Here is a 22,137-nt window from a genome sequence, read left to right as displayed (position 1 = left end):
TTTAATTTTTTTAAGGCGACTAAATTGATCAAAAAACACACCATAATACACTGTATTGAATAGAATAATTTCTAGACAGAATGGTGAACAACTGTAAATTATTCATTTTATATGAATCTAAACAATTGAAAGTATTTAATTTGTTTTTAAAAAGGTTCAAAGAGTTTTTAAAAATAATTATCTTAGCTCAAACCTTAACCACATCAAATGATACGGACTTTTTTAGTGTTTTTTGTATTGATTTCAAACGTGATTTTTGCTCAAAATAAATTAAATGTAATTCCTTACCCTCAAAAAGTTCAACTTTTACAGGGAGAATTTTTAATTCCCAAATCCTTCGTATTAAATGGGAATCTTCCGAAAGAAGAAACGGATTATTTCAAAAAAAGAATAGGCTCAAAGTTAAAATTTCAATATGCTCAGAAGGGTGATGATATTCATTTAACGAATTCTATAATTCCTCCTGTTTCGGGAGGAGAAGCTGAACAGAAGAAAGAATACTATTCGATAGAAATTTCTCCAAAACAAATTCATATTAAGTCTTATACTAAACAAGGGTATTTTCTGGCGCTACAGACATTGGCTCAGATTTTCGAACAATATAAAGAGGTAGGGAAAATTCCTGCTATGAAGATCGAGGACCAGCCTAAATTTGCATGGAGAGGAATGCATCTGGATGTCTCCCGTCACTTTTTCACAGTAGACGAAGTGAAACAATATATTGACTATCTGGCAATGTACAAGCTTAATACCTTTCACTGGCATTTAACGGATGATCAGGGATGGAGAATTGAAATCAAAAAATATCCAAAGCTTACTCAGATCGGCTCAAAACGTAAAGAATCCATGATTGGAGCTTATGTAGATAATACTTTTGACGGAAAACCTTACGGACCTTATTTTTATACACAGGAACAAATAAAAGATGTAGTAAAATACGCTCAGGACAGACACATTACTGTTGTTCCGGAAATTGAAATGCCGGGACATGCATTGGCAGCTTTATCAGCATATCCTGAACTGGCATGTACCAAAGGACCTTTTGAACCTGCTACGAAATGGGGCGTTTTTGATGATGTTTTCTGCCCTAAAGATGAAACCTTTGCCTTTCTTGAAAATGTTTTGGATGAGGTCATCAAATTATTCCCTTCACGATATATTCATATTGGCGGTGATGAATGCCCGAAAACAAGATGGAAGGAATGTGCACACTGCCAGGAACTGATTAAGAAAAATAATTTAAAAGATGAACATGGTTTGCAAAGCTATTTCATTCATCGGATTGAAAAATATGTTAACAGCAAAGGCCGAAAAATCATTGGCTGGGACGAAATTTTAGAAGGTGGATTAGCTCCTAATGCAGCAGTAATGAGCTGGACAGGTGTGAATGGAGGTATTGAAGCTGCAAAATCAAAACACTTTGCCGTAATGACTCCTGGTGCCTACTGTTATTTTGATCACTATCAGGGAGATCCGCAGTCTGAGCCTAATGCTTTTGGAGGATTTACTCCTTTGGAAAAAGTCTATTCCTACAATCCTGTCCCTTCCGAACTGAATGCAGAACAGGCACAATATATTATGGGAGTTCAGGCTAATCTGTGGACGGAATATATTTTAGATTTTAAACAGGTACAGTATATGATTTTCCCAAGATTAATGGCGCTTTCTGAAGTGGGATGGGGAACATCGGATCCTAAAAATTATAAAGAATTTGAAAACAGAGTGATCAGCCGGTTTAAAGTTCTGGATGATATGAAGGTAAATTATGCGAGAAGCATTTATAATATTACAGGAAAAGTAATTCCTTCCAATAACGGAATTGCTTATGAGCTTTCAACTTCGCAAAATCCGAACGGTATCCGATATACGCTGGACGGAACAAACCCTTCTATCCATTCTGAGAAGTATCAGAACGCAGTTCAGATTCCTAATTCTTTAACAGTTAAATCAGCCTATTTTCAAGACGGACAATTAAAGAGTGCTGTTTCTTCGCAGCAATTTATAATTTCAAAAACCACAGGAAAAAACATAACCCTAGAGCAGCAACCGAGTGAAAACTATTCTTTTGGAGGAGCTTTCACCTTAGTAGACGGAATTATAGGAAATGTAAAACAGCTGGGTAAAACATGGCTGGGCTTTCAGGGGAAAGATGTGGTGGCAACCATAGATTTCGGCCAGAAAACAGCTTTTTCAGAAGTGTATTTCAATACCCTTGAGAATAAAGGAAGCTGGATTCATCTGGCTAAATCTGCTAAAATTTTTGTTTCTGACGATAATAAGAATTTTAAACTGATCAAAGAAATCGAAACCTCTGAAATTCAGAAAGCCAATGGAAAAATTAAAGTGAATGTAGGAACGCAAAATGCGAAATACCTGAAAGTAACTATTGAAAATGCTGGTATTATTCCGGCAGGAAATCCCGGAGCAGATTCCAAAGCATGGTTGTTTGTTGATGAAATTGGTGTAAATTAGAATAAAAAAATGCAGGACGACACTATACTTTCTTCCGAATTCTCATCGTCGCCAGACCTGGTAGAAAAGCTGTATCAGTATGGTACAACCAAAAATTACCATGAAGGAGACATTATTTTAGATGAAAATGCTTCCATTCGTTCCATTCCTATCGTGATGAAAGGAATGCTGAAAGTGATCAGAACAGAAGAAGACGGACGTGAAATTTTATTGTACTATATCAAAGCCGGAGAAAGCTGCATCATGTCTTTTCTGGGGGGCATGCACAATGAAAAAAGTATCGTAAAAGCGGAAATTGAAGAAGACGCGGAAATACTGTTCTTACCTATAGATAAAGTATCTTTATTCATCAGGGAACATCCGGAATGGCTGGACTACATTTTCAGATTGTACCATAAAAGATTTGAAGAACTACTGGATATTATCAATGCCATTGCTTTCAAAAAAGTAGACGAAAGACTTCTCAATCTGCTGCAGAAAAAATCTGGACTTACAGGTTCTGAAACCATTAATACCACTCATGAGCAGCTGGCTAACGAGCTGGGAACGGCAAGGGTAGTGGTTTCCAGACTTCTCAAACAGCTGGAAGAAGACGGAAAACTAAAATTGGGCAGAAATAAAATCACTCTTTTGAAAACCCTCAACTCATAATATTCCCCTCAATCACATAAAAGAAACACATATTCTCCTCCTCCGGATAGTTGGCAATAATTCAAAAAAAAATGATGAGCTGGCCAACCTGTCATTGCGAACCAAAGGTGAAGCAATCTCCTTATGTAACAAAAGTAGCTGTAGGCTTCATCCCACATTCCCATTTTTGCATCAGAATTATTTGAATAGAAATGGAAATTATAGGATATACAGCCGCAATTTTAATTGGAATTTCTCTAGGTTTAATAGGAGGTGGAGGAAGTATTCTCACTGTTCCCGTCCTTGTTTATCTCTTTGGTGTCGATGCTTTTCTGGCAACAGAATATTCACTCTTTGTAGTGGGAATTAGCAGTTTGGTAGGCTCTATGTCATACTTTAAAAAAGGATTGGTCAACTTTAAGATGGCGTTGATATTTGGAATTCCATCTGTTATTTCCATCTTTCTGACCAGAACATATCTTCTTCCTTTGATTCCTCAGGAAGTATTTAGAATACAGGGTTTTAGTGTTACCAGGAATATTTTTTTATTATTGGTTTTTGCAGGCTTGATGATTCTGGCTTCCTATAAAATGATAAAAAAAGATTCCTCAAAAGAACCTTTAGAAAGTATTCCGAATAATAATAACGCTTTTCTGGCAGCCGGACAGGGTTCTGTAGTCGGTGTTCTGACCGGATTGGTAGGAGCAGGAGGCGGCTTTATGATTATTCCGGCATTAGTCAATCTTTTAAAGATTCCCATGAAGATTGCAATAGGAACTTCATTGGTTATTATTTCTCTCAATTCTCTGATCGGCTTTTTTTCTTCTGTAAACCACATGAAAATAGAATGGAAACTTCTGATTTCTATTACAGCCATTGCCATAGCAGGAATTATAATAGGCTCACAATTATCCAGAAAGATTGACGGTAAAAAGCTTAAACCTGCATTCGGGTGGTTTATCCTGATCATGGGCATTTATATTATTACGAAAGAAATCTTCCTTTAATGTTCTTATGTAACAAAAGTAGCTGTACAGGAAAAAGGAAAGCAGGAAATTTGTATCAGATAACAGAATAAAAAATAAAAAATAAAATATAATGAAAATAGAACAGATTTATACAGGATGCCTTGCTCAGGGGGCTTACTATATTACCTCAGCAGGAGAAGCCGCAATTATTGATCCTTTAAGAGAAACCCAGCCCTATATTAACAGACTGAAAGAAGATGGAGTAGAATTGAAATACATCTTTGAAACTCATTTTCATGCAGATTTCGTAAGCGGACACCTGGATTTAAGTGATAAAACCGGAGCACCAATTGTTTATGGTCCGACAGCCCATCCAGAGTTTGATGCCATTATTGCAGAAGATCAGCAAATATTTACCATAGGAAATAGTAAAATTAAAGTTCTTCATACACCTGGACACACCCTTGAAAGCTCATGCTATCTGCTGATTGATGAGAATGGTGATGAAAAGGCTCTTTTTAGTGGTGATACCTTATTCCTTGGGGATGTTGGCCGTCCAGACCTCGCGCAGAAAGCAGCAAATATGACCCAGGAAGAACTGGCAGGACTTTTATATGATAGTTTGTATAATAAGATTTTGCCTTTAGATGATGATATTACGGTGTATCCAGCTCATGGAGCCGGTTCAGCATGCGGTAAAAACATGCAGAAAGAAACGGTAGATACATTGGGAAATCAAAAAAGAACCAATTATGCCCTGAATCAAAAGGACAAACAGAGTTTTATAAAAGAAGTGACAGATGGACTTTTACCTCCGCCAGCTTATTTCGGAATGAATGTGATGATGAATAAGAAAGGATACAGTAGTTTTGATGAAGTTCTTTCAAAAGGGTTGCACGCTCTTTCTCCAGAACAATTTGAGGAAATTGCTGAAGCTTCAGGTGCTTTGATATTAGATGTAAGAAATAACCGTGATTTTGCCAAAAGTTTTATCCCGCAGTCCATTAATATAGGATTGGACGGTGATTTTGCCCCTTGGGTAGGAGCCTTAATTGCTGATGTCAACCAGCCTATTCTGCTCGTTACTGAAAAAGGATCTGAAGAAGAAGCGGTAACGAGGTTAAGCAGAGTAGGATTTGATCATATTTTAGGTTTCCTGGATGGAGGTTTTGAAAGCTGGAAAAAGAGCGGAAAGGAAACAGACCTTGTCAACCGTATCTCAGCAGAACAGTTTGAAACTGAAATCAAAGAAAAAGAAGCAAAAATCATTGATATAAGAAGAGAAAGTGAATACAATGCAGAACATATTCATGACGCATACAGCAAACCTCTGGCCTATATCAATGAATGGATTCATACGATAGAGCCAACAGAACATTTCTATATGCATTGTGGAAGCGGCTACAGAAGTACAATGGCAGCAAGTATCCTGCAGGCAAGAGGATACAGAAATTTTTCAGAAATTGAAGGTGGATTTAATGCAATTGCCTCTACAAATGTTCCTAAAAGTGATTTTGTGTGTCAGACTAAAATTTTAAATACATTAGATTAAAAAAATGCTGGAGATTATAAAAGAACCCTGGCCGTGGTATATTGCAGGTCCGTTGATTGGGCTTACTGTGCCTGCCTTATTAATTATGGGAAACAAATCATTTGGAATCAGTTCCTCATTGAGGCATATCTGTGCCGCCTGTGTCCCTGCCAATGTGAATTTTTTTAAATACGACTGGAAAAAAGAAGCCTGGAATCTGTTTTTTGTTCTGGGAATTTTCTTCGGAGGAATGATTACTGCTCATTTTTTGGTAAACCCGAATGAAATAACAGTGAATCCCGATCTGAAAGCTGAACTGGCAGGCTACGGAATTACAGATTACAGCAATCTGGTTCCGTTACAGCTGATGAATTTCGAAAACCTGTTGACCCTTAGAGGATTTATCTTGATGGTTGTGGGAGGATTTTTGGTTGGTTTCGGAACAAGATATGCGGGCGGATGCACCAGCGGCCATGCCATTATGGGACTTTCCAACTTACAGTGGCCGTCTTTGGTGGCGACAGTCTGTTTCATGACCGGTGGATTTTTAATGGCAAACTTTATACTGCCTGTCATACTTTCGCTATAAGTATAATTTAAAATGAGAATTACATTATGATCAAAGAAAAAGAACACGATATACGCCACCAGGATGCTGTTTGTGTAAACGAAAGTACCCTTACTCACAAATGGTATCACAACCTGAAATATCTTGCTGCAGGAATTATTTTCGGAATTATTTTCGTGAAAGCAGAGGTGATCAGCTGGTTCAGAATACAGGAAATGTTCCGTCTGCAGTCTTTCCATATGTACGGAATCATTGGAAGTGCTGTATTGGTAGGAATGATTTCAGTAGGACTGATTAAAAAATTCAATATAAAAACAATTTATGGAGAACCTATTACACTTACCCCTAAAAAGTTTAATAAAGGTCAGATTTATGGTGGATTGATTTTTGGCTTTGGCTGGGCGATTACAGGAGCCTGTCCGGGGCCTCTTTTTGCTCAGATCGGAACAGGAGCTTTTGCAGTATCTGTTACCCTGCTGAGCGCTGTGGCCGGAACATGGGTATATGGATATTTCAGAGATAAACTGCCTCATTGATATCTTATCTTATAAAAAAGACTGCAGAAAATAATCTGCAGTCTTTCTTTCTAAAGGTTTTAAACATACATATTAATTAAAATAACCATTATAAAAATAGTAAAAAACAGCAAAGGAAAATAGTGAGAAATCGATACAATTTTCAATGGATTTTTTTAAGATATTTGCTTTGTATTAAATAATTCTTACATACAATGAACAATAACCGAAGAAGTTTTATCAAAAAACTGGGAATTGCAACTGCAGCACTTACCATTAACCCTTTAGAGCTAATGGCCGGAGAACTGCCTGAAAATAAAAAAAACATCAATAAACCTATCGTACTTTCCACCTGGAACTTTGGGTTAAAAGCCAATGAAGAAGCATGGACTATCCTTGGAAAAGGAGGACGGGCTTTGGATGCCGTAGAAAAAGGAGTACGTCTTGTAGAATTAGATCCGAAAGAAAGAAGTGTAGGATATGGAGGCCGTCCGGACAGAGACGGAAGAGTGACGCTGGATGCCTGTATCATGGATGAAAATTATAATATCGGTTCCGTAGCATGCCTGGAACATGTTAAAAACCCGATTTCGGTTGCAAGAGCCGTAATGGAAAAAACACCCCACGTGATGCTGGTAGGTGACGGTGCATTGCAGTTTGCCCTTTCACAGGGGTTTAAAAAAGAAAATCTTCTTACTTCTGAATCAGAAAAAGAATGGAAAGAATGGTTAAAGACCAGCCAATACAAGCCTGTTGCTAATATAGAAAACCATGATACCATAGGAATGATTGCTTTGGATGCACAGGGAAATCTTTCGGGAGCCTGTACTACCAGTGGAATGGCTTTTAAGATGCACGGCAGAGTAGGAGATTCTCCAATTATCGGAGCAGGTCTGTTTGTTGATAACGAAGTAGGAGCAGCTACGGCAACAGGTCATGGTGAAGAGGTTATAAGAACGGTAGGAACACATCTTGTGGTAGAGCTGATGAGACAGGGCAGAAATCCTCAGGAAGCCTGTAAGGAAGCCGTGGAGAGAATTGTTAAAATTAATCAGCGAAGAAACAAAAATCTAAAAGATATTCAGGTAGGGTTTATTGCCATCAATAAACAGGGAGAATATGGTTCTTACTGTATTCAGGATGGATTCAGCTTTGCCGTGTATGATCAGAAAGGAAATCGTCTTGAGAAACCTGAATTTGCTTTGAAATAATTAAAAAATTCAGTAGGAATGGGCTTTAGCCCATTTGAACACATCAAAGATAATTATTGGCTTTAGCCAAAACATAAAATAAATATGAAAAGAACGATGATCGCTTCCTTATTTCTGATTATTGCATGTAAGGAAGAAAAAAAGGAAGTTAAAACAGATATCACACAACCAAAGACAGAAGAAAAAATAGTTTTGCATAATGAATCCAATGACGCTGAAGCTGCCCAAAAATGGTTGGAAAAAAGCATCGTCGATTATTTTAAAGCAGACATCGGAAATGAAGAAAAGAATATGCAGAAGATCACCACAAAAGACTATTTCGAATATAAAACTGATGCAACAAATGTAGATATGGATGTGGATGGAAGTCTTACAGAAAAAGAATTTCAGAATAAATGGAAGTCCAGGTTTGATACTGATAAAGCTGGAGTCGGTATAGGATTTCTCATTTCCGCACAGGATTGGGATACAATAGAAATCGGCAGTTGTGATTTAAAACTCTCCTCAAAAAATGAATATATATTCAATGTAGTATTGACTGATAATAGTTTTAAAGCCAAATATCCGTCAGTAGTAAAAGTAGTAAAAGAAAACGGTTCTTTTCTGATTGCAGATGTACTGCAGGACGAACCAAAATAAAATTTAATAGATAATACAATGTCAAAAATAGAGATAGCCTGCTTTAATCCTGAATCAGCAGTAATAGCTTTTGAAAATGGGGCAGACAGAATAGAATTATGTGACGGTCTCAGCGAAGGAGGAACTACTCCGGATTTCGAAACCATGAAGAAACTCCGTGAAAAAATCAATATCCCGATTTTTGTGATGATCCGCCCAAGAGGTGGTGATTTTACGTATTCAGATTCAGAATTTGAGCAGATGAAAAATGATTTGGTCCAATTAAAATCCTTACATGCAGATGGTTTTGTATTCGGTATTCTGGATGAAAATGATGAGGTTAATATAGAACAGAATAAAGCTTTGGTAAAATTGGCAGCGCCACTTCCATGTACTTTTCATCGTGCTTTTGACCGCGCTGTAAGTTTGGAAGAATCTTTGGAAAAAGTAATTGAATGTGGTTTTTCAACCATTCTTACTTCCGGCCAGAAAACGAATGTATCTGAAGGAAAAGAAAACCTTAAGAAACTGGTTGCACTCTCCGGTGGAAGAATAGAAATCCTTGTTGGAGGCGGACTTCGCGCATCCAATATTGAAGAAATAAGAGCCGTTACCCATGCTTCTTACTTCCATTCTTCAGCCATTACGGATGGTGGAGCTTTCGCTAATGCAGATGAAGTGGCTGCTCTGAAGGGCAGGTAGTATGATATGCACTTAGTTTGTCATTCCAGGCGCAGCGGGAATCTAAACCACTAAAATAGAGATTCCTTCGTGCCTCGGAATGGCAAAATCACTGGTATTGTAACAATACAAACAAATTTATTGATGAATAGAACGATCCTTTTTGCTTTCATTTTCACACAGAATCTACTTTTTGCACAGTTTTCACAAAGAAGCTTGTCTTCAGAGAACTGGCAGTTTAAAAATTCAAAAGATCAAAAATGGCTTTCTGCGAAAGTACCTGGAACTGTTCATCTGGATTTATTGGATAATAAGATCATTCCTGATCCTTTTAAGGATGAAAATGAAAAGAAAGTACAGTGGATTGAAAATGAAGACTGGGATTATCAGGCAGCATTTACAGTCTCTTCCCAGGAATTAAAGAACGATAATATTGATCTTGTTTTTAACGGATTAGATACATTTTCCGAAATCTATCTTAATGGTCAGCTGCTGAAGAAAACAGACAATATGTTCAGAAAATGGACAATTTCTGTAAAGCCATATTTGAAATCGGGTAATAATACATTGCAGATTAAATTTAAATCTGCCGTGAATACCGGAAAGGAATTAGCAAAAAAAGTTCCGTTTACAATGCCGGAATCACCCAGAAGCTTTGTAAGAAAAGCACAATACCAGTTCGGATGGGATTGGGGACCAAGACTGGTTACTGCAGGAATATGGAAAGACATTCAGCTGGAATTTTGGAATAATGCTAAAATTATTACCGTCAAAGATATTCAGAAGAGAGTTTCTGACACTTCTAATGATTTGCGCTTTGACATAGAAATTTATGCTCAAAATGCCGGAGATTATACCTTGGATCTTAATACAACTCACCAAAAAATATCTTTAAAAAAAGGAAACAATACAATATCAGTTCCTTATGAAACAAGCGGGATGAAGCTCTGGCAGCCAAACGGACGTGGTGAAGCTCATCTCTGTGATTTTGAAGTAAAGCTGTCAAAAGATCAGAAAAATATTGATGCTAAAAATATCAGGATAGGATTAAGAACAGTTGAATTAGTACAGGAAAAAGACGAAAAAGGAAAATCTTTCTATTTTAAAGTGAATGGCCAGCCGTTATATATCAAAGGAACGAACTGGATTCCGGGAGACAGCTTTTCTCCGAGAATGACCAAAGAAAAATATCAGAAACTGATCAAAGACACCAAGGATGCCAATATGAATATGATCCGTATCTGGGGCGGAGGTATTTACGAAGATGATGAATTTTACAAAGCCTGCGATGAAAACGGTATTTTAGTCTGGCAGGATTTCATGTTTGCAGGAAGCTTTTATCCGGCAGATGAAGCCTTTTTAAACAACGTAAAAGAAGAAGTAAAAGATCAGGTCAACAGGCTGCAGAATCATCCATCCATTGCTTTGTGGTGTGGGAATAATGAAATTGATGAAGCCATTGTCAACTGGGGATATCAGAAACAGTTCAACTATTCAAAAAATGATTCATTACAGGTCTGGAAAGATTATAAAAAACTCTTCCATGAGGTAATTCCCAATGCATTGGCTGAAAACCTGAAGTCTGATAAAAATATATACTGGCCAAGCTCTCCCTCCATTGGCTGGGGACATAAAGAAAGCCTTACAGAAGGAGATTCCCATTATTGGGGCGTTTGGTGGGGCGAACAGCCATTCGAAATTTACAACGAAAAAGTAGGCCGTTTCATGTCTGAATACGGTTTTCAGGGCACGCCAAGCCTTGAAACCACAAAATCAATGTTTTCCGGAATTCCGGATTTAAACCTTCAGAATCCAACCATAAAAGCCCATGAAAAGCACACCCGTGGCTGGGATATTATTAATGAATACCTGAAGCGTGATTACAAAATTCCAACGGACTTTGTACAATACAACTATGTTTCACAGCTTTTGCAGGCAAGAGGAATGCAGATCGCTATTGAAGCCCATCGCCGTGCAAAACCTTATAATATGGGAACGCTGTATTGGCAGCTTAACGATTGCTGGCCGGTGGTTTCATGGTCTTCTATTGATTACCTTGGAAATTGGAAAGCCTTCCATTATCAGGCGAAAAGAAGTTTTGAGCCTGTGTTGGTGTCCATTGCTGAAACCGATAAAAGTTATGATATTTATCTGATCAGTGATCTTGTGAAAGAATTTAATGCAGATATCAAATTTGAACTCATTGATTTTAAAGGAAAAATACTTTGGAAAAGCAATCAGTCAGATAATATAAAAACTGATGTAAGTAAGAAAATACGCAGTGTCAGTAAATTGGAATTGTCTCAGTTTGATTTGTCGGGAGCTTTTTTAAAGATCAGTTCTGAAAAAGATATAACATTTGAAAAGGTGTTCTTCTTTAGTAAACCAAAAGATCTGAAACTCTTACAACCTGAGATTAAAATCAGAAAAATATCACCCACTGAAATTGAAATTTCAACAGATATGCTGGCGAAGGACATTTATTTGATTGGTGATACCCATTTCAGCGATAATTTCTTTGACCTGCTTCCTGGAACTTCAAAAAGAATTACCCTTTCAAAACCTCTGGAAAATATAGAGGTGATGAGTCTTTGGGAGGTGATAAAGAAGTAAAATATATTCTGAAAAAATTATTTCAAGCAGTTATAAATTTTCGGCAGGTAGATCTCCAAACCTTATAGGTTTTCAAAACCTATAAGGTTTAGTACTGAAAAGTTTCATTAGAATTTCTACCGAAAAAAATATAAATTATACCCTTCCAACTCAAAAATCAGCCGTAAATTTGCCCCATATTTTATTACAGTTATGGTAAATTTTGTCCTGATTGCAGTGTGTATCATTGCAGGAATGGTATTCAAAGCAACAAAATCTATCCACCCCGATGCTCATAAAGGTATCAATACCTGGATTCTTTATCTTGCTCTTCCGGCAGTTTCGTTTAAATATCTGCCTAAAGTAAAATGGACAACAGAGATGCTGTTCCCCATTGCAGCTACATTTTTAATTTCTGTGTTCTGCTTTTTCTTTATGATGTTTTACAGTAAGAGCAGGGGATATTCAAGGCGGTCCAGAAGTACTTTGGAATTGGCAAGCGGATACAGTAATACTTCATTCATAGGATTTCCCTTAATCAGTGCCTTTTATGGTGAAGGGCTTCTGAGTATTGCGATTATCTGTGACCAGACAATGTTCTTTGCCCTTTCAACCCTCGGAATTATTGCTGCAGTAAAAGGAGGAAGTAAATCCGGAAAAGTAAGTGCAATATTCATTGTAAAAAGGTTGGTTACGTTTCCTCCGTTAATTGGATGTATTTCCGCTTTGGTGTTGTCGCAGTTTATTGACTTTACTGTTGCAGAGCCTTTCTTTGATAAACTAGCTGCTACGGTAAGCCCGTTAGCCTTATTTTCGGTTGGATTACAGTTGAAATTCAATGGATGGAAAAAACTGATTCCCCAGATGTCGATGTCGATGCTTTATAAATTGATTCTGGCACCTGCAATTGTTTTGGGAATGGCTTTATTATTGGGAATAAAAGGAAATGTGGCAAAAATTACAGTATTTGAAGCAGCAATGCCTACACTCGTTACCTCAAGTATCATCGCAGAACAGTTCAGGCTGAACACAAAATTAACCAACCTTATCATCGGAGTCAGTATTATTGTAGGATTTATTACCTCTGCATTCTGGTATGAGATTACAGAACTTCTTTTTTAGTCATTCATGAATCCTTTCTTCGATCCTTTCTGAATTTGTGTTGTTCTTTTATCCGCACACTTTGTCATTCCGTAGGAATCCAATCTGTGGTGTTTGATAATATAGTTTTTTTGATAATAAGGTTTTGCAAACTGAAATGTTGAGATTCCTACGGAATGACATAATGAAAACGGAGAATGTAGCGTTTAAATGTCTGTTAAAGGAGTACAAAAGAATCTCCACAAAGTTGCAGTTCTCTCAGGAAAAATTTAATTTTACACTTTAAATATTTCCCTTGCAATACGCTCAAATTGTTTTACCCCTGAATTTAAAAGGATCTTTCACGTATAAAGTTCCCGAAGAAATGATATCTGAAATCCAGCCCGGAATGCGTGTTCTGGTGCCGTTTGGCGGAAAGAAAATCTATACAGGAATCGTTTTTGAGCTTCATGATAATATACCAGAAAACTTTGTCGCCAAGGAAATTATCAGCATGCTGGATGATCAACCGATTCTTCCTCAGGGACAAATTGATTTCTGGAACTGGCTTTCGGAGTATTATCTGTGCAGTCTGGGGGAAATTTACAGGTTTGCATTTCCTTCTTCTTTAAAATTGGAAAGTGAGACCTATTTAAAATTAAAACCAGGAGCTATCATAGATTTTGAAAACCTGGATGTTAATGAAATGTATCTTATTCAGGCTCTGGAAGTACGGCAGCTGATCAATCTGACAGATATAGAAGCGTTTATTCCTAAAAAAGATATCATAAAAACCATCAATTCTCTTATTGATCTTCAGTACATTGAAATTGATGAGAAAATTGCTGAAAAGTATAAAGCCAAAGAAGTGGCTTACGTAAGAATCAATGATGAGGTTTTGGCCAATCAGAATCTTACAGACATTCTTTTAAAGCTTAACAGGGCAAAGAAACAGAAAGATCTTTTCCTTCTTATTCTGGAAAAACAGACGGAAAATCCTGATGTTCCCATTAAAAAATCTGAACTGTTTGAAGATGGTTATTTCGGAAGTTCCCACTTCAAGCCTCTGGCAGACAAAGGTCTTGTGGAGGAATACTTTATGCAGAAAGACAGGATTCAAAGCTATGAAGGAGAAATCGAGGAGCTTGAAGAGCTTTCCGAACAGCAGAAAACAGCAAAAGCTGAAATTGATGAGGCTTTTGAAGAAGAGAAGAATGTCCTGCTTCACGGCGTTACTTCATCAGGGAAAACCCATATCTATTTAGAGAAAATTGATGAATGCGTCCGCGACGGAAAGAATGTTTTGTTTTTGCTTCCGGAAATTTCGCTTACCAAACAGATCACCCAAAGATTAGAGAAAAAATATGGCAGACAGCTTGGTTTTTATCATCAAAAACTGACTGATTTTGAAAGAGTGGAAGTATGGAGAAGAATTAAACAGAACGACATCCGTATTCTGATCGGAACCCGTAATGCATTATTTTTACCTTACCAGAATCTCGGGCTTATTATAGTAGATGAGGAACACGATTCTGCGTACAGACCAAGGGAAGTTTCACCCTATTTTAATGCTAAAGACGCTTCTCTGGTTTTAGGCAGGCTGTATAAGGCAGGAGTTATTCTGGGATCAGCAACGCCTTCTGTCGAAAGCTACTACAGTGCCAGAAAAGATAAAATGAAATACATCTTTCTGAATGAAAGATTCGGGAATGTTAATTTACCGGAATACGAACTGATCAATTTCAAGGAAGCTCAGGAATCTAAAAAGGTGTCCGGAAATTTCTCTCTGAAACTTATTGAGGAGATAAAGAAAACGGTGGATGAAAAGAATCAGGCAATCGTTTTACACAATCGTCGTGGCTATTCCAATGTCATAGAATGTGAAAGCTGTGGCTATGTGAACTACTGTTCTAATTGTGATGTGGTAATGACGTATCACAAAGCGGCAAATGAAATGAAATGCCACTATTGCGGACAAAGAGCTTCAAAACCGAAAACCTGCCCGAAATGCAGTTCTGAAAACCTGAACGAAAGAGGAGTTGGAGTAGAGCAGATTCACGAAGAAGTTTCCAGACTGTTTCCTGAAAATGAAGTAGACAGAATGGATGTCGATTCCATGCGTAAGAAATTTGCCTACGAAAAATTGTACGAGAAGATTGAAGACCGGGAAACAGACATTATTGTAGGAACACAGATGATTTCAAAGGGATTGGATTTTGATCATATTGAGCTGGTTACGATTCCAAAAGCGGATTCCTTATTATATGTACAGGATTTCAGAGCGGAAGAAAGAGCGTATCAACTGATCACGCAGGTTTCTGGAAGAGCCGGAAGGGTTTCCGGAAAAGGTAAGATTCTTATTCAGACCTTTAATCCTGATCATTCTGTATTTCAGCTGATCAAGATGAACAATCCTGCCAAGATCTATAAATATATTCTTACAGAACGTCAGAAATTCCATTATCCGCCTTTCACCAAGCTGATCATGATTGAATTGAAACACAGAAGAGAGGATAAAGCAGACCGGGCATCACAGTTTCTGGGTTCTATCCTCAGAAAGTATCTTCCTGAAGAATGTGTTTTAGGTCCGGAAAGAGCACCGATTGCAAAACTGAATAACTTCTATCAGTTCCAGATTATGCTGAAGCTTCCCCGTGGGAAAAATTATGAAAAATTCAAAAGCATGGTTTTGATAAGTTTGAAAGAATTTGATGAAATCACTGCATATCAAAGCATTAAAAAAGATGTTTTTGTTGATTTTTAACAATTTTTAACAAACTTTACACTCTTTTATAATGGAGCTGTGGTCCTTTATATAACAATAATTTCTACTTTTGGACGTTGATTAAGTGTTTGGCTCTTTTAATGAATGATTTAACCTTTCGTTTTTTACAGAGTCAAAACTATAGAACAAAAAGAAGATAGATGGTAAATTTCAGAAAATATATTTCAAGTGCGGCGGTGTTGGCTTCTGGTCTTTTCCTGGCTCAATCTACCGTTTCTACCGTTCTTTATTCTCAGAATTATGACAATCAGAAAAGCAGTTTAAACCTGCCTTCACCCGTTACTACAATGGTGGAGAAGACTGTTTTGTCAGCAAAAGAATTGGTAGACATTAATGTAAACACAATGATGGCGGATCCTGTGCTGAAAAATGCAACCTGGGGATTCGTAGTGTACGACCCGAAAACGAAGAAGATCATCTCTTCGTACAACGAAAATACTCCCTTAGTTCCTGCTTCTACAACCAAATTACTGACAACGGAAACCGCATTAAATATGCTGGGTGAAAACTACCGCTGGATGACTCAGCTGGAGTATTCAGGAACGATAGATGAAAACGGAGTTTTGAATGGAAATCTTTATGTGATAGGAAGCGGAGACCCTTCTTTGGGAACAAACAAAGCAGGTGCAGCATCTTATAGAGATATTATTTCAGATTTCGTAGGCGGCGTTTCAAGAGAGGGAATCAAAAAGGTAAATGGTGATATTATCATTCAGACAGCGCTTTTCAAAGGCAATATTTCAATGCTTCCGGAAAATGTTGTATGGTTGGAAAACAATAACTATTATTTACCGGCAGGAAGTACCCGAGATATCAACCCGGCGAACGAAAAACTGATTGTCAAAAAAGGAGGTTTCTCCACAGAAAAGAAGTTTTTCTATGTTTCCCCTTACAATCATCAGATGGTATATGCTGATAAATACGAAGGAAACGGAGCTTTAACAACCAAAATTCCTGATGCACCGGCTTACCTTGCCAACTCTTTCAGAACAACATTAGTAAAAAGCGGAATCCCTGTTACCGGGAAAGTTACTCCCAAAATGACAGATGCATCACCGGAAAACAGAAAAATGCTTTCAGCGTATAAATCACCAACTTTAAACGATATTATTTATTATACCAATCAGCACAGTGATAATTCATTGGCAGAAGCTTTGCTGAGAACAGTAGGATATCAGAAAATGGGTGACCAGACTTCAGAATCCGGAAGAATAGTAGTGACTAATCACCTTAAAGATGCTGGTTTTGATATGACCGGACTCAACTATATTGATGGGAGCGGACTTTCAAGAAGTAATAATGTAACTCCTATTTCTCAGGTGAAGTTTCTTACTTCTCTGATGGATCAGAAATACTACAGATCTTATCTGACCTCTTTACCCATCGGAGGACAATCCGGAACACTCAAAAGAATGTTTAATGTAGGAGGGAACGGACAGGTTTTTGCTAAAACAGGAACTTTGAACAAAGTGAAAACATTAGCCGGTTATCTGAAAACCAATTCAGGAAAGACACTGGTTTTTTCTTTGATGGTAAATAACTATTCCGGATCAGTAGATATGGTGAAGAAAAGAATGGAAAAAATTCTTGAACCTGCACTGGATCTTTAAAAAAATTTTATTTTATATATTATAACAGCCTTTTAATCATGAATTAAAAGGTTTTTTTTATATTTGATTAAATTTTTCAAAACATGACAAAGTTGTACCTTTTGGTGTTGGGATTTTTATTGTCTCAACAATTTTATGCCCAGAAGCAAAGGCAAAATACGGATATGAAAGGATTAATCGAGAAAGAGAAAAAATCCTTCACCCAAAAGATGAATATCGGGAATATCAATCCCAATACCCTGAATTACGATTTGCAGTATCAGAGAATGGATGTGAGTCTGGATCCTGCGGTATATAATATCTCCGGATCAGTGACTTCTCACTTTAAGCCTAACCAAAATATAGGAAGCATTTATTTTGATCTTTCCAATTCATTAACGGTTTCCCAGGTGAAATATCATGGAACCAATATTACAAGCTTTCAGCAGCTCCCTTCAAAAGAACTGAAGATTGATTTTCCTGCTTCTATTCCGGCCAATACATTAGACTCTCTCACTATTTACTATGCAGGAGCACCATCCACCAGTAATGATGCTTTCAGAACTGCCCTCCAGAGCGGAACTCCGGTACTTTCCACTTTGAATGAGCCTTATGGCGCTCAGGATTGGTTTCCTACCAAGCAAAGTTTAAATGATAAAATTGAAAGATTTGATTTTAAGATTACAACTCCCTCCAATTACAGCGTGGCAGCCAATGGAAAACTGATGTCTGAAACCTTTCCTACAGGAAACACTAAACTTACTTTCTGGAGAACAATGTATCCTACACCGGCTTACCTCATTGCGCTCTCCATTACCAACTTTGTTAAGCTTACTGATACCATCGGAAATCCTCCTTTTCCTTTTGTGAACTATATCTATCCTTCCACAAATTCAAATGCCACCAGCATAGCCAATATTAACTGGACCAAGCAGGTGATGAATACTTTTGAAACTTATTTTGGCTCTTATCCTTTCCGTAATGAAAAATACGGACATATGGAATTTATGTTTGGTGGCGGAATGGAACATCAAACCATGTCTTCTATGGGAGGTTGGGGCAGACAGCTTATCGCCCATGAACTTGCTCATCAGTGGTTTGGGGATAAAGTAACCTGTGGTGCATGGAATGATATCTGGCTGAATGAAGGTTTTGCAACTTTTGGAGAACATCTTGCCAATGAAAAACTATTGATGACCAATACAGAATTTTTGAATTACTTACAAGGTCAGTCCAATTATATTACCGCAAGTACAACAGGAAGTGTATATGTTCCGGATTCTGGACTTTCCAGCATCAATAGAATATTTGACAGCAGATTGTCTTACGCCAAAGGAGGATATGTACTGAGAATGCTGAAATGGATCTTAGGTGATGCCGCATTTTACCAGGCGCTTAAAGATTATCATGCAAGACCGAATCTGGCGTACAGCTACGCACGTACAGCTGATTTTAATGCGTCTTTGCTTCAGTCTACCGGGACGGATTTTACAGAATTTTTCAATGACTGGGTTTATGGAGAAGGATATCCTACCTACACCATCAAGTGGATGCAGGGTGGAAATCAGGCTTTATTTAAAGTTTCTCAGACACAAAGCAGTGCTACCGTTGGCTTTTTTGAAATGCCTTTACCTATTAAAGTGACGGGAACTTCAGGGCAGACAGCTTACTTTGTTCTTAATAATACATCCAATAACCAAAGCTTTTTACAATCGGTAACATTCCCGATCGCAAGTGTTCAGTTTAATTATGAATACCAGATTATTGAGAAAAACTCTACAGTTGTTCAGGATAATACCTTAAGTATTTCTTCTGTGGAGAAAGAAGATTTTGGTTTGTATCCGAACCCTGCAAAAAACGAAATTAATCTGAAAGGAATTAACAGAGCTATAGATTTTACAATTCATGCTATAGACGGAAAGCTGGTTGGAAAAGGAACGTATCAGCCAGGTAAAGCGATTGGAATTGCAGAATTGATTCCTGGAGCTTATTTCATTACAATTGATGAAAAGAATATTAAATTTATCAAACATTAAAATTTTAAATAAATATAGATATTGTCCTACTGTATTTATAGACTAATAGTGTTGAAAAGTGAAACCTTATCAATTTTTTAGATTTAAACTTATAAAAGGTTTTATTTTACTGCCTTTTTAGTAAATTAGCACATCTAAAAAATTACTAAAAATGATCTCTGAAAAATACCTTCAACATTTACAGAACGAACTTCAGAATATTGAGAATGACGGACTTTACAAAAGAGAAAGAATCATCACTTCCCAACAGAGCGCAGAAATAGAAGCTAATGGAAAAAAGCTATTGAACTTCTGTGCCAATAATTATCTGGGATTATCCAACCATCCGGAAGTAATGAAAGCGTCTCAGGAGATGATTCAGTCTCATGGTTATGGAATGTCTTCTGTTCGTTTCATTTGTGGAACACAGGATATTCACAAAGAATTGGAGAAGAAAATCGCTGATTTCTTAGGTCTTGAAGATACTATTCTCTATGCTGCTGCATTTGATGCGAATGGTGGAGTTTTTGAACCCCTTTTTACAGAAGAAGATGCTATTATTTCAGATGAACTGAACCACGCATCAATCATTGATGGTGTTCGTCTTTGTAAAGCAGCCAGATACAGATATAAAAACAATAATATGGAGGATCTGGAAGCGCAGCTGATTGCAGCTTCTGAAAAGAACCACCGTTTTAAAATTATTGTTACAGACGGAGTGTTTTCTATGGACGGTATTGTTGCAGATCTGAAAGGAGTTTGTGATCTTGCCGATAAATATGATGCTTTGGTGATGGTAGATGATTCTCACGCAACAGGATTCATCGGAAAAACAGGCCGTGGAACTCATGAAGCTAATGAAGTGATGGGTAGAGTAGATATCATCACTTCTACCTTAGGAAAAGCTTTAGGAGGTGCTTTAGGAGGATTTACTTCCGGTAAAAAAGAAATCATTGATATGCTGAGACAGCGTTCAAGACCTTATCTGTTCTCCAACTCTTTAGCGCCTGGTATCGTAGGAGCTGCATTAAGAGTACTGGATATGATTTCAGATGATACTTCACTTCGTGATCAAGTAATGGAAAATGCAGAATACTTCAGAACGGAAATGAAAGCGAAAGGATTCGATATTCCTGAAGGTGATGCTGCTATTGTTCCGGTAATGCTTTACGATGCACCGCTTTCTCAGAAAATGGCCGAAAAGCTAATGGATGAAGGAATCTACGTAATCGGATTCTTCTATCCTGTAGTACCGAAAGGAAAAGCAAGAATCAGAGTACAGTTATCTGCTGCCCATACCAGAGAGCATCTTGATAAAGCGATTGCAGCTTTTGAAAAGGTTGGAAAAGAATTAGGAGTGATCTCTTAATTATTGAATTGATTACAACAATGAAAATATAATGTTCGGCTCGGGCAGCTTCGCTGCCCCGAGCCGAACTATTTTTTATATAAATCTGTTTTTGATTAGGTTTTCCTGATCAAAAGAAATTTATTTTTAACAATTATATAATAAGCTTATCTTTGCTTTTAATTTTTTCTGAATGCTTTATACAATAATCAAAGCGCTGCACATTATTTTTATGGTAAGCTACTTTGCGGGAATTTTTTATCTCGTAAGGATTTTCGTCTACTATAAAGATACCGATGAATTTCCGGAAGAAAAAAAGAAAATTCTGAGAGAGCAGTATACTTTTATGGCCAGAAGGCTTTGGAACATTATCACAGTTCCTGCGGGAGTCATTATGGCCGTTTGCGGACTGGTGATGATCTTTTTAAATCCGGGATTAATGAAGATGGGATGGTTTCATTTAAAACTGACATTCCTTATCGGACTTGCCCTTTACCATTACTGGTGCTGGAAAAAAGTGCTTCACTTAAAAGTTCTGAATGGAAGTACACTGCCCATTGCCAATATCAAACTGAGACAGGCTAATGAAATTGCAACATTCATTCTGTTTCTGGTCGTATTTACCGTTATTTTAAAATCGATGGTAATTGAATACTGGTGGCAATTAATCGCAGGATTTTTCGTTCTTGTATTTCTGATTATGATGACAGTGAAACTGGTTAATAAAAATAAAAAAAACAAATAATTGTGGAGTAGATGTATTTCAAATACATTCATCCTTTCTACATCTTATAAAAAACTATGATTGCAATTTTAAAGAAAGAACTTTGGAGTTACTTTGGAAACTGGAGCGCATGGGTGATCATTGCCGCCTTTAGTTTGATAGCGACTCTTTTCCTGTTCTTTTTCGACAACGATTCTAATATTTTTGAGATCGGAATGGCCTCACTGCAGAGCTATTTCGTATTGGTTCCATGGCTGTTGATGTTTATCATTCCGGCACTTTCCATGAAAACTTTTGCGGAAGAGCAGCAAACCGGAACATTAAACTGGCTTTTCTCACAGCCGTTGAAAGTTTCAGAACTGGTGACAGGTAAGTTCCTTTCCGTATGGATTGTTGGGATTTTATGCCTTATTCCATCTTTAATTTACCTTTATACGGTGTATGTTTTGGGAGTTCCTGCAGGAAATATTGACCTTGGAATGACCTTTGGAAGCTATATTGGACTGATTATCTTAATCGCTGCATTTTCAGCAGTGGGAATTCTGGCTTCTTCACTATCTCAGAATCAGATTATGGCTTATCTGCTGGGTGTTTTCATGTGCTTTATCATGTATTTTGGAATCGAACAGCTGGCAAGTTATAAGTTATTGGGAGGTGCGGATTTTATCCTTCAGAATATTGGCTTCTATCAGCATTTCTTAGGCTTTACAAGAGGGCTTATTGATTTTAAAGATGTAGCTTATTTTGTACTTGTTATCGGTGCTTCATTAGTATTGTCTAATCATTTTATTAACAAAAAGAAGTAGAATC

Annotated in this window: 17 protein-coding genes; all 17 read left to right on the top strand. The window is 37.3% G+C overall.

Features of this window, described 5'->3' with window-relative positions:
• Positions 1-207 precede the first annotated feature (207 nt).
• A complete protein-coding gene (locus tag BW946_RS15945; RefSeq protein WP_076597111.1) occupies positions 208-2,472 on the top strand; it encodes a glycoside hydrolase family 20 protein in 2,265 nt (754 codons plus the stop codon).
• A gap of 9 nt (positions 2,473-2,481) precedes the next feature.
• Positions 2,482-3,123, top strand: a complete 642-nt coding sequence (locus tag BW946_RS15940) for a Crp/Fnr family transcriptional regulator (RefSeq protein WP_076597110.1) — start codon at positions 2,482-2,484, stop codon at positions 3,121-3,123.
• Positions 3,124-3,314: 191 nt separating this feature from the next.
• Positions 3,315-4,109 carry a sulfite exporter TauE/SafE family protein gene (locus BW946_RS15935; protein WP_076597109.1) on the top strand — a complete coding sequence of 265 codons (795 nt, stop codon included), beginning with the start codon at positions 3,315-3,317 and terminating at the stop codon, positions 4,107-4,109.
• Positions 4,110-4,200: 91 nt separating this feature from the next.
• Entirely contained in the window at positions 4,201-5,622 is a 1,422-nt protein-coding gene (locus BW946_RS15930; protein WP_076597108.1) for an MBL fold metallo-hydrolase, read from the top strand.
• 4 nt (positions 5,623-5,626) lie between these two features.
• Positions 5,627-6,190 (top strand): YeeE/YedE family protein, encoded by a 564-nt coding sequence (locus tag BW946_RS15925; RefSeq protein WP_076597107.1) that lies wholly within the window; start codon positions 5,627-5,629, stop codon positions 6,188-6,190.
• 26 nt (positions 6,191-6,216) lie between these two features.
• Complete coding sequence (locus tag BW946_RS15920; RefSeq protein ID WP_076597106.1) at positions 6,217-6,705, top strand: DUF6691 family protein; 489 nt, start codon at positions 6,217-6,219, stop codon at positions 6,703-6,705.
• Positions 6,706-6,899: 194 nt separating this feature from the next.
• Positions 6,900-7,895: an isoaspartyl peptidase/L-asparaginase family protein gene (locus tag BW946_RS15915; protein WP_076597105.1), complete on the top strand. Its 996-nt coding sequence runs from the start codon at positions 6,900-6,902 to the stop codon at positions 7,893-7,895.
• 84 nt (positions 7,896-7,979) lie between these two features.
• Entirely contained in the window at positions 7,980-8,534 is a 555-nt protein-coding gene (locus BW946_RS15910) for a hypothetical protein (RefSeq protein ID WP_076597104.1), read from the top strand.
• 18 nt (positions 8,535-8,552) lie between these two features.
• Positions 8,553-9,215, top strand: coding sequence for a copper homeostasis protein CutC (locus BW946_RS15905; RefSeq protein ID WP_076597103.1), 663 nt, complete (start codon positions 8,553-8,555; stop codon positions 9,213-9,215).
• A 123-nt stretch (positions 9,216-9,338) separates the two neighbouring features.
• Positions 9,339-11,807, top strand: a complete 2,469-nt coding sequence (locus BW946_RS15900; RefSeq protein ID WP_076597102.1) for a beta-mannosidase — start codon at positions 9,339-9,341, stop codon at positions 11,805-11,807.
• A 192-nt stretch (positions 11,808-11,999) separates the two neighbouring features.
• Positions 12,000-12,908 (top strand): AEC family transporter, encoded by a 909-nt coding sequence (locus tag BW946_RS15895; RefSeq protein WP_076597101.1) that lies wholly within the window; start codon positions 12,000-12,002, stop codon positions 12,906-12,908.
• A 274-nt stretch (positions 12,909-13,182) separates the two neighbouring features.
• Positions 13,183-15,630 carry a replication restart helicase PriA gene (gene priA / locus BW946_RS15890; RefSeq protein WP_076597100.1) on the top strand — a complete coding sequence of 816 codons (2,448 nt, stop codon included), beginning with the start codon at positions 13,183-13,185 and terminating at the stop codon, positions 15,628-15,630.
• Positions 15,631-15,791: 161 nt separating this feature from the next.
• Positions 15,792-17,261, top strand: a complete 1,470-nt coding sequence (gene dacB / locus BW946_RS15885; protein WP_076597099.1) for a D-alanyl-D-alanine carboxypeptidase/D-alanyl-D-alanine endopeptidase — start codon at positions 15,792-15,794, stop codon at positions 17,259-17,261.
• A gap of 83 nt (positions 17,262-17,344) precedes the next feature.
• Complete coding sequence (locus BW946_RS15880) at positions 17,345-19,276, top strand: M1 family metallopeptidase (protein WP_076597098.1); 1,932 nt, start codon at positions 17,345-17,347, stop codon at positions 19,274-19,276.
• Between the two features lie 151 nt (positions 19,277-19,427).
• On the top strand, positions 19,428-20,624 hold the full coding sequence (kbl, locus tag BW946_RS15875; RefSeq protein WP_076597097.1) for a glycine C-acetyltransferase: 1,197 nt from the start codon (positions 19,428-19,430) through the stop codon (positions 20,622-20,624).
• 172 nt (positions 20,625-20,796) lie between these two features.
• The gene (locus BW946_RS15870) at positions 20,797-21,348 is read left to right on the top strand and encodes a CopD family protein (RefSeq protein WP_076597096.1); all 552 of its coding nucleotides are present in this window, start codon (positions 20,797-20,799) and stop codon (positions 21,346-21,348) included.
• Positions 21,349-21,404: 56 nt separating this feature from the next.
• A complete protein-coding gene (locus BW946_RS15865; RefSeq protein WP_076597095.1) occupies positions 21,405-22,133 on the top strand; it encodes an ABC transporter permease in 729 nt (242 codons plus the stop codon).
• The last annotated feature ends 4 nt before the right edge of the window (positions 22,134-22,137 follow it).

The sequence above is a fragment of the Chryseobacterium sp. RU33C genome, assembly GCF_900156015.1.
GTDB classification, from domain to species: domain Bacteria; phylum Bacteroidota; class Bacteroidia; order Flavobacteriales; family Weeksellaceae; genus Chryseobacterium; species Chryseobacterium candidae.
Note: the sequence above shows the minus strand (reverse complement) of the source record. Positions and strands in the feature narration are given on the sequence as shown.